Here is a 12658-nt window from a genome sequence, read left to right as displayed (position 1 = left end):
CCAGAAGGAACCGCAATGGATACGAATTCCGCACATTTCATCGCCCAGCCGCAGCCGACCACCTTCATCGTCAATGTCATCCACGTTCATCCCGGCAAGCAGGAAGAAGCCTTCCGGGTGATCCAGGATGTCGTTCACTATGTCGCCGAGCGGAAAGAAGGATTCCTCTGGAGTAATCTCGCCAAGAGCACGGACGGTCTGACGGTTGTGAATATCGAAGCCATCAAAGGCGCCGGCAACGTCGACGAATTCTTTTCCGATCCGGTCTTTGTCGAGAAATTCCGCAGGCTCGACGAGGTTTCGACGAGCGAATTCCATACCTACACCGTTGGCGATCTGGTTTGGCCGAAGCTCCGCCATTTCGAAAGTGGTCGCGTCTAGCGAACCTTGATCGATCGCGGGCGGAAGCTGCTATCCCATGCCGGAAATTTCCTTCCATCTTCCGCTTGCGCATCGCGGCATCTCACGCTAACAATTCCTGCCATGAACATGTCCTTGAACAACATCGCAGTTTGGTGGTGGGCTCGCTGAGGCGGCCTCGACCAATCGTGTTCAAAGACGACGAGTGAGCCGCCCGAGATTTCGAGGCGGCTTTTTTGTTATATTGGCCGCCTGTCATCCGGGCCTGATAACGGAGTGAGGAACAATGGTAACGATCCTTCGGGATGACGGTGCGGAAATCTACGAGACGAAGGGCGGCATTACCGTCACCCGGCAGCGCCGGCCGACGCCCTATGCGGATGCCGTGTCGTCCTATATCGACAAGCTCGACGAGCGCCGTGGTGCGGTCTTCTCATCGAACTACGAATATCCCGGCCGCTATACACGCTGGGACACCGCCATCGTCGACCCGCCGCTCGGTCTTTCCTGCAACGGGCGCGATGTCTGGATCGAAGCTTATAACGAGCGTGGCGAGGTCATCCTCGGCTTCATCGCGGAGAAGCTGAAGACAGTTTCCGAAGTGGTGCTTGGCGCCTCGACGCCCCGCCGGCTCGATCTGACCGTAAAGACGCCGGATCGCGTCTTTACCGAGGAAGAGCGCTCGAAAATGCCGACGGTCTTCACAGTGCTGCGCGCCGTGACCGATCTCTTCTACTCGCAGGCGGATGCCAGCATCGGCTTCTACGGTGCCTTCGGCTATGATCTCGCCTTCCAGTTCGATGCCATTAACCTGAAGCTCAAGCGCCCGGACGACCAGCGCGACATGGTGCTTTACCTGCCGGACGAAATCCTGGTGGTCGACAACTATTCCGCCAAGGCCTGGATCGACCGGTACGATTTCGCCAAGGGCGGCGTATCGACGGAGGGTAAATCGGGCGAGATCGCGCCCGAGCCGTTCCGGCACACCGATGCCATTCCGCCGAAGAGCGATCATCGCCCCGGCGAATATGCCGAGCTGGTGGTCAAGGCGAAGGAGAGCTTCCGCAAGGGCGATCTTTTCGAAGTCGTGCCCGGCCAGAAGTTCATGGAGCGCTGCGAGAGCAAGCCATCGGATATTTCCAAGCGCCTGAAGGCGATCAATCCGTCGCCCTATTCCTTCTTCATCAATCTCGGCAATCAGGAATATCTCGTCGGCGCTTCGCCTGAGATGTTCGTGCGCGTATCCGGCCGCCGCATCGAGACCTGCCCGATTTCGGGCACGATCAAACGCGGCGACGACCCGATTGCCGACAGCGAGCAGATCCTGAAGCTCTTGAACTCCAAGAAGGACGAATCCGAGCTGACCATGTGCTCCGACGTCGACCGCAACGACAAGAGCCGTGTCTGCGAGCCAGGCTCGGTCAAGGTCATCGGCCGCCGGCAGATCGAGATGTATTCGCGCCTCATCCACACGGTTGATCATATCGAGGGCCGCCTGCGCGACGACATGGACGCCTTCGACGGCTTCCTCAGCCACGCCTGGGCCGTCACCGTCACCGGCGCGCCGAAGCTTTGGGCCATGCGCTTCATCGAGAGTCATGAAAAGAGCCCGCGCGCATGGTATGGCGGCGCGATCGGCATGGTCGGCTTCAACGGCGACATGAACACCGGCCTGACGCTGCGCACCGTTCGCATCAAGGACGGCATTGCCGAGGTGCGGGCTGGCGCGACGCTACTCAACGACTCGATCCCCGAGGAAGAAGAAGCCGAAACCGAATTGAAGGCCTCCGCTATGCTTTCCGCTATCCGTGATGCCAAGGCCGGCAATTCCGGCAAACAGCAACGCGACGTTGCTTCCGTCGGCAAGGGCGTGAAAATCCTCCTCGTCGACCATGAAGACAGCTTCGTCCACACGCTTGCCAATTACTTCCGCCAGACGGGCGCGACGGTTTCGACCGTGCGTACGCCGGTGCCGGAAGAGGTTTTCGACCGGCTCGATCCGGATCTCGTCGTGCTATCGCCTGGTCCCGGCAATCCGAAGGATTTCGATTGCAAGGCGACGATCAAGAAGGCGAGGGCGCGTAACCTGCCGATCTTCGGCGTCTGCTTGGGCTTGCAGGCGCTAGCCGAAGCTTATGGCGGCGAGCTGCGCCATCTGGCGATCCCGATGCATGGGAAGCCCTCGCGCATCCGCGTGCTGGAGCCCGGTCTGGTCTTCTCCGGTCTTGGCCGCGAAGTGACCGTTGGTCGTTATCACTCGATCTTTGCCGATCCGTCGAGCCTGCCGCGCGACTTTATGATCACGGCCGAGAGCGAAGACGGCACGATCATGGGCATCGAGCATGTGAAGGAGCCGATCGCAGCCGTCCAGTTCCACCCGGAATCGATCATGACGCTTGGCGGCGATGCCGGCATGCGGATGATCGAGAATGTCGTGGCGCATCTGGCGCGCCGGGCAAAGACGAAGGCCGCCTGAGGCCAGCGTTTGGAGCGCAGAATTTGCTAGCCCCATGCACTCGGAAAAAGTGCATGGGACTATTTTTATGCCTTGAAAGAGCCAACAAACCGCTGGAAGAATTGAATGATGGCGGGGGCGTTCAGTCGGTGATCTCAAGGATATTCAAGGGCGTTCTCTACGTCGGTCTTGCCGTCGGGCTACTCGTCTGCCTCGGCATCGTGGTGCCGCGGCCGCTCTGGCACGATGCGCCGGCTGTCCGCACCGAACGCTCCCAGCAAATCCTCATGCTCAGCAACCCCATCCATACGGATATTGCCATTCCCGTCGATAGCGATCTCCTCATTCGTTTCGCCTTTCTTCGAACGACCGGGCTCGATCTCGACAATCCCAACCCGCGCTATCTCATCTTCGGCTGGGGCGGCCGGAGCTTCTATACGGAGACGCGGACATGGGCCGATTTGAAGGCTGGTTCCGTGTTGAAGAGTTTCGCGCTAGACCGTTCCGTCATTCATGCGGAGCTGGGGGGCGATATCCCGCTGGATGCATCGGCTGTGACGGTCATCGACATCGATGCCGAAGGGCTGGAGCGGTTGAAGCAGTTCATCCTTGCCAGCTTTGATCGCACCGACAGTGGCCCGATACCTCTGCCTGGCAGCAATTACGGGCCAAACGATGCGTTCTTCGAAGCGCAGGGTTATTTCAACGCGCTGATGGGATGCAATACTTGGACGGCTGCCGCACTGAGGCAGGCGGGATTGACCTCCGGCCTTTGGACATCCTTGCCGTGGATGCTGCGAATGTCCCTGAGGCTGCATAATGACGATAAACGCTTTGTAGCACGCCATGCCCTGCCTTGAGGCGGTTTGACTTGCTTCAGGTTGTATCCTAATCTTTGCCTCGTTCCTGTGGGGCACATCGGCATCGGGCCGAAAGGGCTAGGCCTGCCCGCTGATATCATTCAGCAGGAGTCTGCCCATGCCAACCCTCGATACCTACCGCAAGCAAGCTAAGCTCTTGATGCGCTGGCACCGTGAGCGCGACTATTCCATTGGCGGAAGAGTCCGAATGCTCGATCGTTTCAAGGAGCTGACGGATCGCGAGATCCTGGCGATGAAGTTCCCCCTAACGCTAGCGCAGGAGATCGTTGCGGTCGAAGCGGGCCACAGGAGCTGGGCGGAATTGAAGTCCGTCGCAGCGGATGCGCCGAAGATGCCGGCCGCATTGGCAGAACCGCCGATTTTTAAGAGTGTGGTTCCGATCCTTTTCGTGCGGGATGTGACGGCCAGCGCAGTCTTCTTCAGGGAAAAGCTTGGCTTTGCGGAGGAATTTCTGCATGGGTTGCCGCCATTCTACGGTGCCGTGTCGCGTGACGGCATCTGGATTCACTTGCGGCTCGTTTATGAACCCTATTTTGCTGCTGCTGCAGCGAAAGAGGGTGCGCTGATTCTGGCGTCGATCGAGGTCTCGAATGTCCACGGACTGTTCGAGGAGTTCAAGGCGAAGGACGTGGAGTTTGCGCAGCCGCTCACCAAGCAGGCATGGGGCGGCACGGATTTTCACGTGCGCGATCCAGATGGAAATGTGATCTCGTTTGTTACGTTTCGGTCATAACACTTCATCGAAGGCTGCCGGAAATCGGCGACCCTCACATATCCTCGCAATCCTGCCAGCCTTCCTCGAAGACAAGTTTGTCGAGCGGTAGGCGGTCACGCCATCCCTTCACGGCGAGTTCCGGCATGTCGTAGAGTTCGTCGACATAACCGACACAGAGCCATGCAACGATCTTCACATGCTCGGGTATGCCGAGGATCGCCTTGATGGCATCCTCGTGGAAGATGCTGACCCAACCGACGCCGACGCCTTCGGCCCTTGCCGCAAGCCAGAGGTTCTGGACGGCGCAGACCGTCGAATAGACATCGGTATCCGGATTGTGGGTGCGGCCGAGCACGACGGGACCGCCGCGCTTGGTGTCGCAGGTGATGCAAATGCTGAGGGGCGCTTTGCGGATGCCTTCGAGCTTCAGCCGCTGATACTGCGCGCGGCGATCGCCCTCAAACATCGCGCAGGCCTCCTCATTGGCCTGATGGAAGGCCTGCCACACGCGTTCGCGCGTCTCTGGCTGACGAATGAGGATGAAGTTCCATGGCTGCATGAAGCCCACGGATGGTGCCGAATGGGCAGCCTCGAGCAGGCGCCGGACAAGATCGTCGGGCAGGGGATCGGGCCGGAACTGGTCACGCACGTCGCGCCGCGTCTCGATGGCGCGATAGACGGCGCTGCGTTCCCCCTCCGAAAATGCCCCGGCTGTGACCAGATGGTCCGACACACCCGCGGGAGCGTCGGCGATGGACGGGATATCATCGGCGGTGTTTTCAGGAGCGGGCATGTTCAACCATGATTTTCATTAGTCGGCGGCGTATCGGCCGGTATCGCCGACCCTTGCACACCAGGCTGAAGCACAGCTTAGTGCTGGATGGCAAGCCAAACTACCAGGACGATTTTCCACAGGCGAGCGCATTATCGGCTTCCAATTGTCGTGGAACGGCGGTTTGGGAAACGTCTTCCTCATGTTCCACGAATGTATTGCCCGGATGACGCTTCCTTCAATCCGCACATCGGCAACGAATTGTCGTGTGAAAAGGTGACTGCCTTTGACAAACGCGAAGTCCTGGCCCATATGGACCGTCAATAAGCCGCCTGCGCGAAAATCCGCGCGGGCGGTTTTGCATTTCAACGGCGCCTTTTTTGCAATTCATTCGCATAAGCACGGCGCGGGATACTGGAGAAAGGCATGAGCGCTCAAGGAAACGATACGATCAGGCGGCTCGCCCTTTGGGGCATTCCGCTGTCGCTCGGCGTCATGGGGCTGAAGATGCTGGCCTGGTGGCTGACGGGCTCTGTTGCGCTTCTGTCTGATGGACTTGAATCGCTCGTCAATGTCGTTGCCGCCTTTATCGCCTTTTTCGTCATCCGTTATGCGCAGAAGCCGGCCGACCACGATCATCCTTTCGGTCATCACAAGGCAGAATATCTTTCCGCCGTTACCGAAGGCGTGATGATTGTCGTTGCGGCGCTGATGATCGTGCAGGAGGCGGTCGGGCATCTCGGCAATCCGCAGCCCATGCAGGCGCCGGTGCTGGGGCTCGCCATCAACTTCGTCGCCGGCGTCATCAACGGCGTGTGGGCCCTGACGCTGATCCGCGCCGGAAGGACGCACCGCTCGCCGGCTTTGACGGCGGACGGCCAGCACATCATGTCGGATGTCTATACTTCGATCGGCGTGCTCATCGGGCTATTGCTGGCGCTTGGCACCGGCCAGCCGATCTTCGACCCCGTGCTTGCCATTCTCGTTGCCATCAACATTCTCTACCAGGGCTGGAAGGTCATCTCCACTTCGATCGATGGGCTTATGGACAAGGCTGTCCTGCCGGAAGAGGAGGAGACTATCAAGAATGCGATCGCGGGGAATGCCGAGGGCTCGCTCGGTGTGCACGATCTCAAGACGCGCAGGGCGGGGGCTGTGACCTTTGTCGATTTTCACATGGTCGTGCCCGCCGCCATGCCGGTGCGAGAGGCACATAGAATCTGCGACCGCCTTGAAGATGCCATAAGGGCGATCCATGCGGGCGCCGAAATAACCATTCATGTGGAGCCGGAGGGCGAAAAAGCCCATGGTATCCGCGTCAAAGTGATCAAGGAGACCTGAGATGCCAAAGACCGATGTGTCCGGCCTGTCGATGCTCGGCAACCAGACGGAAACGGCCAGCAATCCGGAAGAGGCCGTTCTGGAGAAGGTGCCGTCCGGCCATGCCGGCACCGATTATGTAGTGCGCTTCACCGCGCCCGAATTCACCTCGCTCTGCCCGATGACGGGACAGCCGGATTTCGCCCATATCGTCATCGACTACATTCCGAACGAATGGCTGGTGGAATCGAAATCACTGAAGCTTTTCCTGCATTCCTTCCGCAATCATGGTGCTTTCCACGAGGATTGCTCGATCTATATCGCCAAGCGCCTGGTGGATCTGCTGCAGCCGAAGTGGCTGCGCATCGGTGCCTACTGGTATCCGCGCGGCGGCATTCCGATCGACGTCTTCTGGCAGACCGGCAAGCCGCCAGAGGGTGTGTGGCTGCCGGATCAGGGCGTGCAGCCCTATCGCGGCCGAGGCTGAATGAAAAAGCCGCCATCCGGAGATGGCGGCTTTTCTGCTAGATGCGATGAGGTTGCGGCTCAGGCAAACGAGTTGTCGTCGCCATTGTCATAGGACGAGTCATCATAATCGTCGTCCTGAGCGTCTTGGGCAGCATCCTGGGCGTAATCGGCCGCGCTCTGATCATTCTGATCGCTATTATCGTCATTGCCGAAATAGTTGTTGTTGATGATCGTTTCCTGCACCGGCTGTTCGGCTGCATTGGCCGCCGTTCCACCGAAAAGGCCGCTGCCGGCATTGCCGCCGAAGAGGCCGCCGCCAGTTCCGCCCAGATGCGGGCTGAAGAGGCTGGAAAGTGATTCCGCCAGCATTACGCCGCCGGCCACGCCAGCCGCTGTGCCAAGCGCGCCGCGCAGAAAACTGCCGCCGGCCGAAGGCGCTGATGCCTGCTGGCTCCAAGGGCCTGACGGCTGTGGTTGCGGCTGGCCAGTCCAAGGGCCGGGCTGAGGCGCATTGCGGGCATAATCGTCATAGAGGCGACCTTGCTGCTGCGGGTTGCTACCCTGTGGTGCGGCGGCGCGCTGCTGCTGGCCGCCGCCGAAGAGCGAGCCGATCCCGCCCAAGAAACCGCCGCTCTGGCCTTGCGGATGGTTGTCGGCGCCCTGCTGCTCGAGCTCGTGCACGCGGGCTTCGAGCTGCTGGATGCGATCGGCTGCAGCCTTCATGCCCTGTTCCTGCATGATGACGGCCTGCGCCAGGAAATAGGGCGCATAGGGCTGGTCGCGGACCGACTGGTTGATGAAGGCCTCTGCATCGGCGTCGCGCTGCGTGCTGGCGGCACCGCGCACGCGATCGAAGAGAGAAGCAAGCAATTGACGTTCTTCTGGCGACATGATGGCCTCCTTGGCTATCCGTGCTGCAAATTCGTAACGCAGTCCTCGACCGCGCTCACCTGACGTAGGATCAAATCTCGGCTTTTCAAAGCCATTCAAGTTACATTTCGGTAATCCGCAACCATAACACCATGTTGTCAGTCGCTATTCCCGCCTTGTCTTTTTCCGGCATTGTTTTACGCATTGAGTCGCACTATGTGCGGTGAACGACGCATCATGCTGGAGAGTTGAATGAACGACGAAGACGAACAGGAAGACAAGAAGACCGAGCAGCCCTTGGGCAAGGACGCGGAGGCGAATCTTTTCAAGTCGCGTTCGATCTTCATCTATGGCGGCATCACGCAGGAACTGGCGCAGAAGGTCTGCTCGCAGCTCGTGGCGCTTTCCGCCGCCAGCGACGATGACATCCGCATCTATGTGAACTCGCCCGGCGGCCACGTCGAATCAGGCGATTCCATCCATGACATGATCAAGTTCATCAAGCCGAAGGTCTGGATGATCGGTACGGGCTGGGTCGCCTCCGCCGGAGCGCTGATCTATGTCTCCGCTCCCAAGGAGCGGCGCATTTGCCTTCCGAACACGCGCTTCCTGCTGCACCAACCGTCGGGTGGTACGCGCGGCATGGCCTCGGATATCGAGATCCAGGCACGCGAGATCATCAAGATGAACGAGCGCCTGAACAAGATTTTCTCGGAAGCCACCGGCCAGCCGATCGAAAAGATCGCCAAGGACACGGATCGCGATTACTGGCTTTCTGCTGAAGAAGCCAAGGCTTACGGCCTGGTCTCGCGCATCGTGACCTCGCAGGCAGAGATCTGATCTGACGGGTTTTCCCGATTGAATTGAGCGCCCTCTCTTGCCGGATGGCAGGCGGGGGCGTTTTGCGATGAATCAGTTTTGATAAAGCCCAAAGCTGGCGGCAGAAATCTCCGCCGCCAGCCTTCGCCACCCGGGAGTTGCAACGTTTCCGAGGAGCGGCGAACTCGAAAGCTTAAGTTACAAGCGGAGTGCGCCTCCTAGATGGTAATCTCCACCGGTGTTCCCTCGGGCATGGTGATGACAGCCTCATAGAAGCCGTCGCCGGTGGTGCGTGGTGCGGATTTCAGGCAATCATCCGCCTTGCATCGTTCAGCCAGCGAATCGACGGCAGCTTTGCTGCCGAGCGATATGGCAATGTGGTCCCAGCCGATGCGTTCACTCTGCGAGTCGCGGGGAAGCCAGGGGCCGGTCATCAGTTCGATCTGGGCGTTGCTTCCAGGCAGGGAAATGAAGCGGGAGACGAAGCCAGGCCGTCGCTGGCTTCGATAGGGTTCACCGACGGTCGCGCCGAAATAGGTCTCCCAGAAATTCGCAGCGGCATCGAGATCATGCGTCCATAGAGCGGTATGAGCGATCCGCATTTGTCTCTCCCGGTTCCTGTTCGTGATTGCGGGTGACGATGCCGGCGCAGAGCGGAGCGATGCAGAGCAACAGAGCGAGCATCCAGAAGGCGCCGGGCAGGCCAAGATGATCCGCTGCGAAGCCAACGCCGGCGGGGCCGACGAGCACGCCGGCATATCCGGTCATGGTGATGGCTGCGACGGCAAGGCCCGGCGGCATGATCTTTTGCGCGCCGCCCTTACGGAAGAGCACCGGGACGATGTTGGAGGCGCCAAGGCCGATCAGAAGGAAACCGCCCATGGCGAGGATTGTGATCGGGCAGAGGAGGAGGATGACAAAGCCTGCCACCGCGACGATGCCGCCCCATAGCATGACCGCCCTATCTCCGACCCTTGCTGTAACGGCATCGCCGCTCAACCGTCCGATCGTCATCGCAATGGCAAACAGCATATAACCGAGGCCGCCATGGCTTGCATCAACCCGGCCTTGCGTGGTGAGGAGAAGCGCGCTCCAGTCTAGGATCGCGCCTTCGACGAGGAAGGTGACTGCTGCCAGCGCGGCGAGCAGCAGCACGAAGCCGCGCGGCATGACGAAAAGCGGCGCGTCCTCCGCGGGGACGGTCCGCAGCAGCCGGGGCCATGCGACGATCATGGCGACGACCATCACGGCCGAGCTTAGAAGCGTTGCGGCAAGGGGGCTGGCCTTGACGGACAGGAGCAACGTGACGAGCAGGGAGCCGATAAAGCCGCCAATGCTGAACAGGGCATGGAAGCCGGACATCAATGGCCGACCCGCGCCTTTCTCCACTTCGACGGCGTGGATGTTCATAGCAACGTCGAGCGATCCGAGGCAGGCGCCGAAGGCTGCCAGCGCAATACCGAGGGTGAATGGCGTGCTCGCCACCGCCAGCGTCGGCAAAATGAGCGCGAGACCGAGGCCGCTCGCGATGATGATCGGCTTGCTGCCATATCGGGCGCTCAGCATACCGGTCGCCAGCATCGCCGCCACCGAGCCCAGGCCGAGGCAAAGCAGCAGCATGCCCAGCACGCCGTCATCGACGCCGAGACGAGCCTTGGCGAAGGGGACGAGTGGAGCCCAGCAGGCGAGGGCGAAGCCCCCGACCAGAAAAGCAAGTCGTGTTGCCAGCCGGGTTTCCGGCCGATCCGTGGATTGCATGGTCATTTCTTGTCTTTCGAAATCAGGAGGATGACGTGACGTCGCTTGCTTTGACGAGCGAGAAGCCGGCGTCTGAGGCCGCCTTTTCGTCTGCGGCAGGCAAGTCATCCTCGACAACGAGCCAGTCGATATCGTCGGCGCCACCGATGCGGTGCGGTGCGCGTTCGTGAAATTTCTCCGAAGTAATCAATGCGATGCGGGCAGCGCTTCTCTTCAGTAGCGTCCGCTTGAAGATCGCATCTGCATGTTCGTACACGCTGATGCCGTTTCTTGCCGAAACGGCGCAGACGCCCAAAAAACAACGGTCGATGTTCATGGCCTCGATGGCCGCAACGGCGGACGCATCGACGCTGCCGCCGACGACGGGATCGACGGCGCCGCCGATCAGGACAAGCGGGATATCGCCGCGCTTCATGATGGCGCTGGCGATATCAATGGAATTCGTTGCGATGGTCGCTTTCAGATCCTTCGGTAGAAGATCGACTATTGCGAGATTGGTGCTGCCGCTGTCGAAAAACAGGAATTCGCCTGCCTCGATCATCGCAACGGCGGCTTTGGCCAAGGCTTTCTTACGGCCTGATTCCTGTTCGACGCGGGCGGCCATGGGCTGCGATGGTGTCAGCAGGGGGAGCGCGCCGCCATAGACGCGGCGGCATTTACCCTCTGCGGCAAGCGCCCGCAGGTCGCGGCGCACGGCATCTTCGGACACGTTGAATTCGACAGCCAGAGATGCAGCAACGATCTGCCGGCCCTCTGCGAGCCGCGCTTCGATAACGTCCCGGCGGGACAAGGGGAGTGGATTGCTCATAATCATGCATTAACGTGCATAAACGAGAGAGTCAATTTGCATGTTTGTACACGATTTGAATCATGCTTGATACAGACGGCGATCGATCGGCCTTCCCGCCGTCAGTCCGTCCAGAACTGCACTTGCACGCCCGATGCTTGTGATGCTCCATGCGGTTTCAATCGATCATCGCCCCTGAGTCTCCGCCGCCATGCTCAAAGATTTTTCCATCCAAAGCCTCTTCATGGGATGCCTTACGGCTTTCGTCGGCTTTGCCAGTTCCTTCGCCGTGGTCTTCCACGGCCTGCAGGTGGTGGGCGCCACGGATGCGCAGGCGGCCTCCGGTCTGACGGCGCTTTCCGTTGCGATGGGCCTCTGCGCGATTGTGCTCAGCATGGCGACGAGGCTTCCGATCAGCATTGCCTGGTCGACGCCGGGCGCGGCGCTGCTGGCGAGCGCCGGAGCGATCGAGGGCGGCTTCCCGGCAGCTGTCGGTGCATTTTTCGTTTGCGGCATATTGATCGTTATTGCCGGGCTTTTTCGGCCTTTCGGCCGGGCGGTCGCATCAATCCCGGCGCCGCTCGCCAATGCCATGCTGGCCGGTGTTCTGCTCGGCCTCTGCTTTGCGCCCGTCAAAGCGATTGCCTTTAATCCCGCCTTCGGTCTGCCGATCGTCCTTGCCTGGATCGTCGTTGGGTCTTTCAAGCGGCTATGGGCGGTGCCAGCGGCACTTGCCGCTTTCGCGCTGGTGCTGGCCTTCGGCGTGAAGATACCGGATGGTGCCTTTGCCTCACTCGAACATTCGCTGCTGCCGACGGCCGAATTCGTGAAACCGGTCTTCACGCTTGCCGGCATCGTGTCCATAGCGCTGCCGCTATTCATCGTGACGATGGCGTCGCAGAACATTCCCGGCATCGCGGTGTTGAAGGTGCATGATTACGATCCGAAGCCAGGTCCGCTGTTTGCCGTGACCGGCGTGTTCTCGCTGCTTGCCGCTCCCTTTGGAGGTCATGCCGTCAATCTGGCGGCGATCACCGCCGCCATGTGCGCCGGACAAGATGCGCATGCCGATCCCGCGCGGCGCTATTGGGCGGCGATTGTCGCCGGCATCGGCTATGTGATCCTCGGATTGCTGGCGAGTGCTGTGACGGCTTTCGTGGCACTGGCGCCGCCTGTTCTCATCGAGGCGGTGGCCGGCCTGGCGCTGGTCGGTGCGCTCTCCAACTCCGCCTTGAATGCTTTCCAGCAGCCGGAATCACGCGAGGCCGCCGCCATCACTTTTCTGGTGACGGCATCGGGCGTTTCGTTCGGCGGGATTTCCGGCGCCTTCTGGGGGCTGATCGCGGGCGGATTGATGCTGACGCTGTCGCGTGGCGTGCAGATGCTGAAGAAGTAGGCGAGGGGTTGCTTCTTTTTGATCCGGCGGCTATAAGCGCGGCCATGAAGCTGAATG

General features: G+C 60.3%; 13 protein-coding genes. 8 read left to right on the top strand and 5 right to left on the bottom strand.

Going from position 1 to position 12658, the window contains the following annotated elements; all coding sequences use genetic code 11:
- Positions 1–15 precede the first annotated feature (15 nt).
- The 4 genes from FHX05_RS04875 (at position 16) to FHX05_RS04860 (ending at position 4429) form a co-directional block, all read left to right on the top strand.
- The gene (locus FHX05_RS04875; RefSeq protein WP_183870824.1) at positions 16–381 is read left to right on the top strand and encodes an antibiotic biosynthesis monooxygenase; all 366 of its coding nucleotides are present in this window, start codon (positions 16–18) and stop codon (positions 379–381) included.
- Positions 382–646: 265 nt separating this feature from the next.
- Entirely contained in the window at positions 647–2836 is a 2190-nt protein-coding gene (locus FHX05_RS04870; protein ID WP_183870823.1) for an anthranilate synthase, read from the top strand.
- Between the two features lie 53 nt (positions 2837–2889).
- A complete protein-coding gene (locus FHX05_RS04865; protein ID WP_183870822.1) occupies positions 2890–3675 on the top strand; it encodes a TIGR02117 family protein in 786 nt (261 codons plus the stop codon).
- A 118-nt stretch (positions 3676–3793) separates the two neighbouring features.
- Complete coding sequence (locus FHX05_RS04860) at positions 3794–4429, top strand: glyoxalase superfamily protein (protein ID WP_183870821.1); 636 nt, start codon at positions 3794–3796, stop codon at positions 4427–4429.
- 34 nt (positions 4430–4463) lie between these two features.
- Here the strand turns inward: FHX05_RS04860 and bluB are convergent, their stop codons facing one another.
- Complete coding sequence (gene bluB / locus FHX05_RS04855; protein WP_246698840.1) at positions 4464–5204, bottom strand: 5,6-dimethylbenzimidazole synthase; 741 nt, start codon at positions 5202–5204, stop codon at positions 4464–4466.
- A 405-nt stretch (positions 5205–5609) separates the two neighbouring features.
- Between bluB and emfA the strand changes: the two genes are divergently transcribed.
- Positions 5610–6524: a CDF family cation efflux transporter EmfA gene (emfA, locus tag FHX05_RS04850; protein ID WP_112604837.1), complete on the top strand. Its 915-nt coding sequence runs from the start codon at positions 5610–5612 to the stop codon at positions 6522–6524.
- A gap of 1 nt (position 6525) precedes the next feature.
- Complete coding sequence (gene queF, locus FHX05_RS04845) at positions 6526–6990, top strand: preQ(1) synthase (RefSeq protein ID WP_015340658.1); 465 nt, start codon at positions 6526–6528, stop codon at positions 6988–6990.
- A 59-nt stretch (positions 6991–7049) separates the two neighbouring features.
- Here the strand turns inward: queF and FHX05_RS04840 are convergent, their stop codons facing one another.
- On the bottom strand, positions 7050–7862 hold the full coding sequence (locus tag FHX05_RS04840) for a DUF2076 domain-containing protein (protein WP_112604843.1): 813 nt from the start codon (positions 7860–7862) through the stop codon (positions 7050–7052).
- A gap of 231 nt (positions 7863–8093) precedes the next feature.
- Here FHX05_RS04840 and FHX05_RS04835 point away from each other — a divergent pair, with 231 nt between their 5' ends.
- Positions 8094–8681 carry an ATP-dependent Clp protease proteolytic subunit gene (locus FHX05_RS04835; protein WP_112340662.1) on the top strand — a complete coding sequence of 196 codons (588 nt, stop codon included), beginning with the start codon at positions 8094–8096 and terminating at the stop codon, positions 8679–8681.
- A 197-nt stretch (positions 8682–8878) separates the two neighbouring features.
- Here FHX05_RS04835 and FHX05_RS04830 read toward each other — a convergent pair whose 3' ends face one another.
- From FHX05_RS04830 to FHX05_RS04820, 3 genes are read right to left on the bottom strand one after another with little or no spacing between them, the layout of a single operon-like run.
- Positions 8879–9262: a VOC family protein gene (locus FHX05_RS04830; protein ID WP_183870820.1), complete on the bottom strand. Its 384-nt coding sequence runs from the start codon at positions 9260–9262 to the stop codon at positions 8879–8881.
- Entirely contained in the window at positions 9228–10418 is a 1191-nt protein-coding gene (locus tag FHX05_RS04825; RefSeq protein ID WP_183870819.1) for an MFS transporter, read from the bottom strand. Before FHX05_RS04825 ends, FHX05_RS04830 begins: the two co-directional genes overlap by 35 nt.
- 22 nt (positions 10419–10440) lie before the next feature.
- Positions 10441–11226, bottom strand: coding sequence for a DeoR/GlpR family DNA-binding transcription regulator (locus FHX05_RS04820; protein ID WP_183870818.1), 786 nt, complete (start codon positions 11224–11226; stop codon positions 10441–10443).
- Between the two features lie 190 nt (positions 11227–11416).
- On the opposite strand from FHX05_RS04820, the gene FHX05_RS04815 reads away from it, so the two are divergent.
- Positions 11417–12601, top strand: coding sequence for a benzoate/H(+) symporter BenE family transporter (locus FHX05_RS04815; protein ID WP_183870817.1), 1185 nt, complete (start codon positions 11417–11419; stop codon positions 12599–12601).
- Positions 12602–12658 lie beyond the last annotated feature (57 nt).

Source organism: Rhizobium sp. BK491 (assembly GCF_014194925.1).
GTDB lineage: Bacteria > Pseudomonadota > Alphaproteobacteria > Rhizobiales > Rhizobiaceae > Rhizobium.
This window is presented reverse-complemented; position numbering and strand designations above follow the sequence as displayed.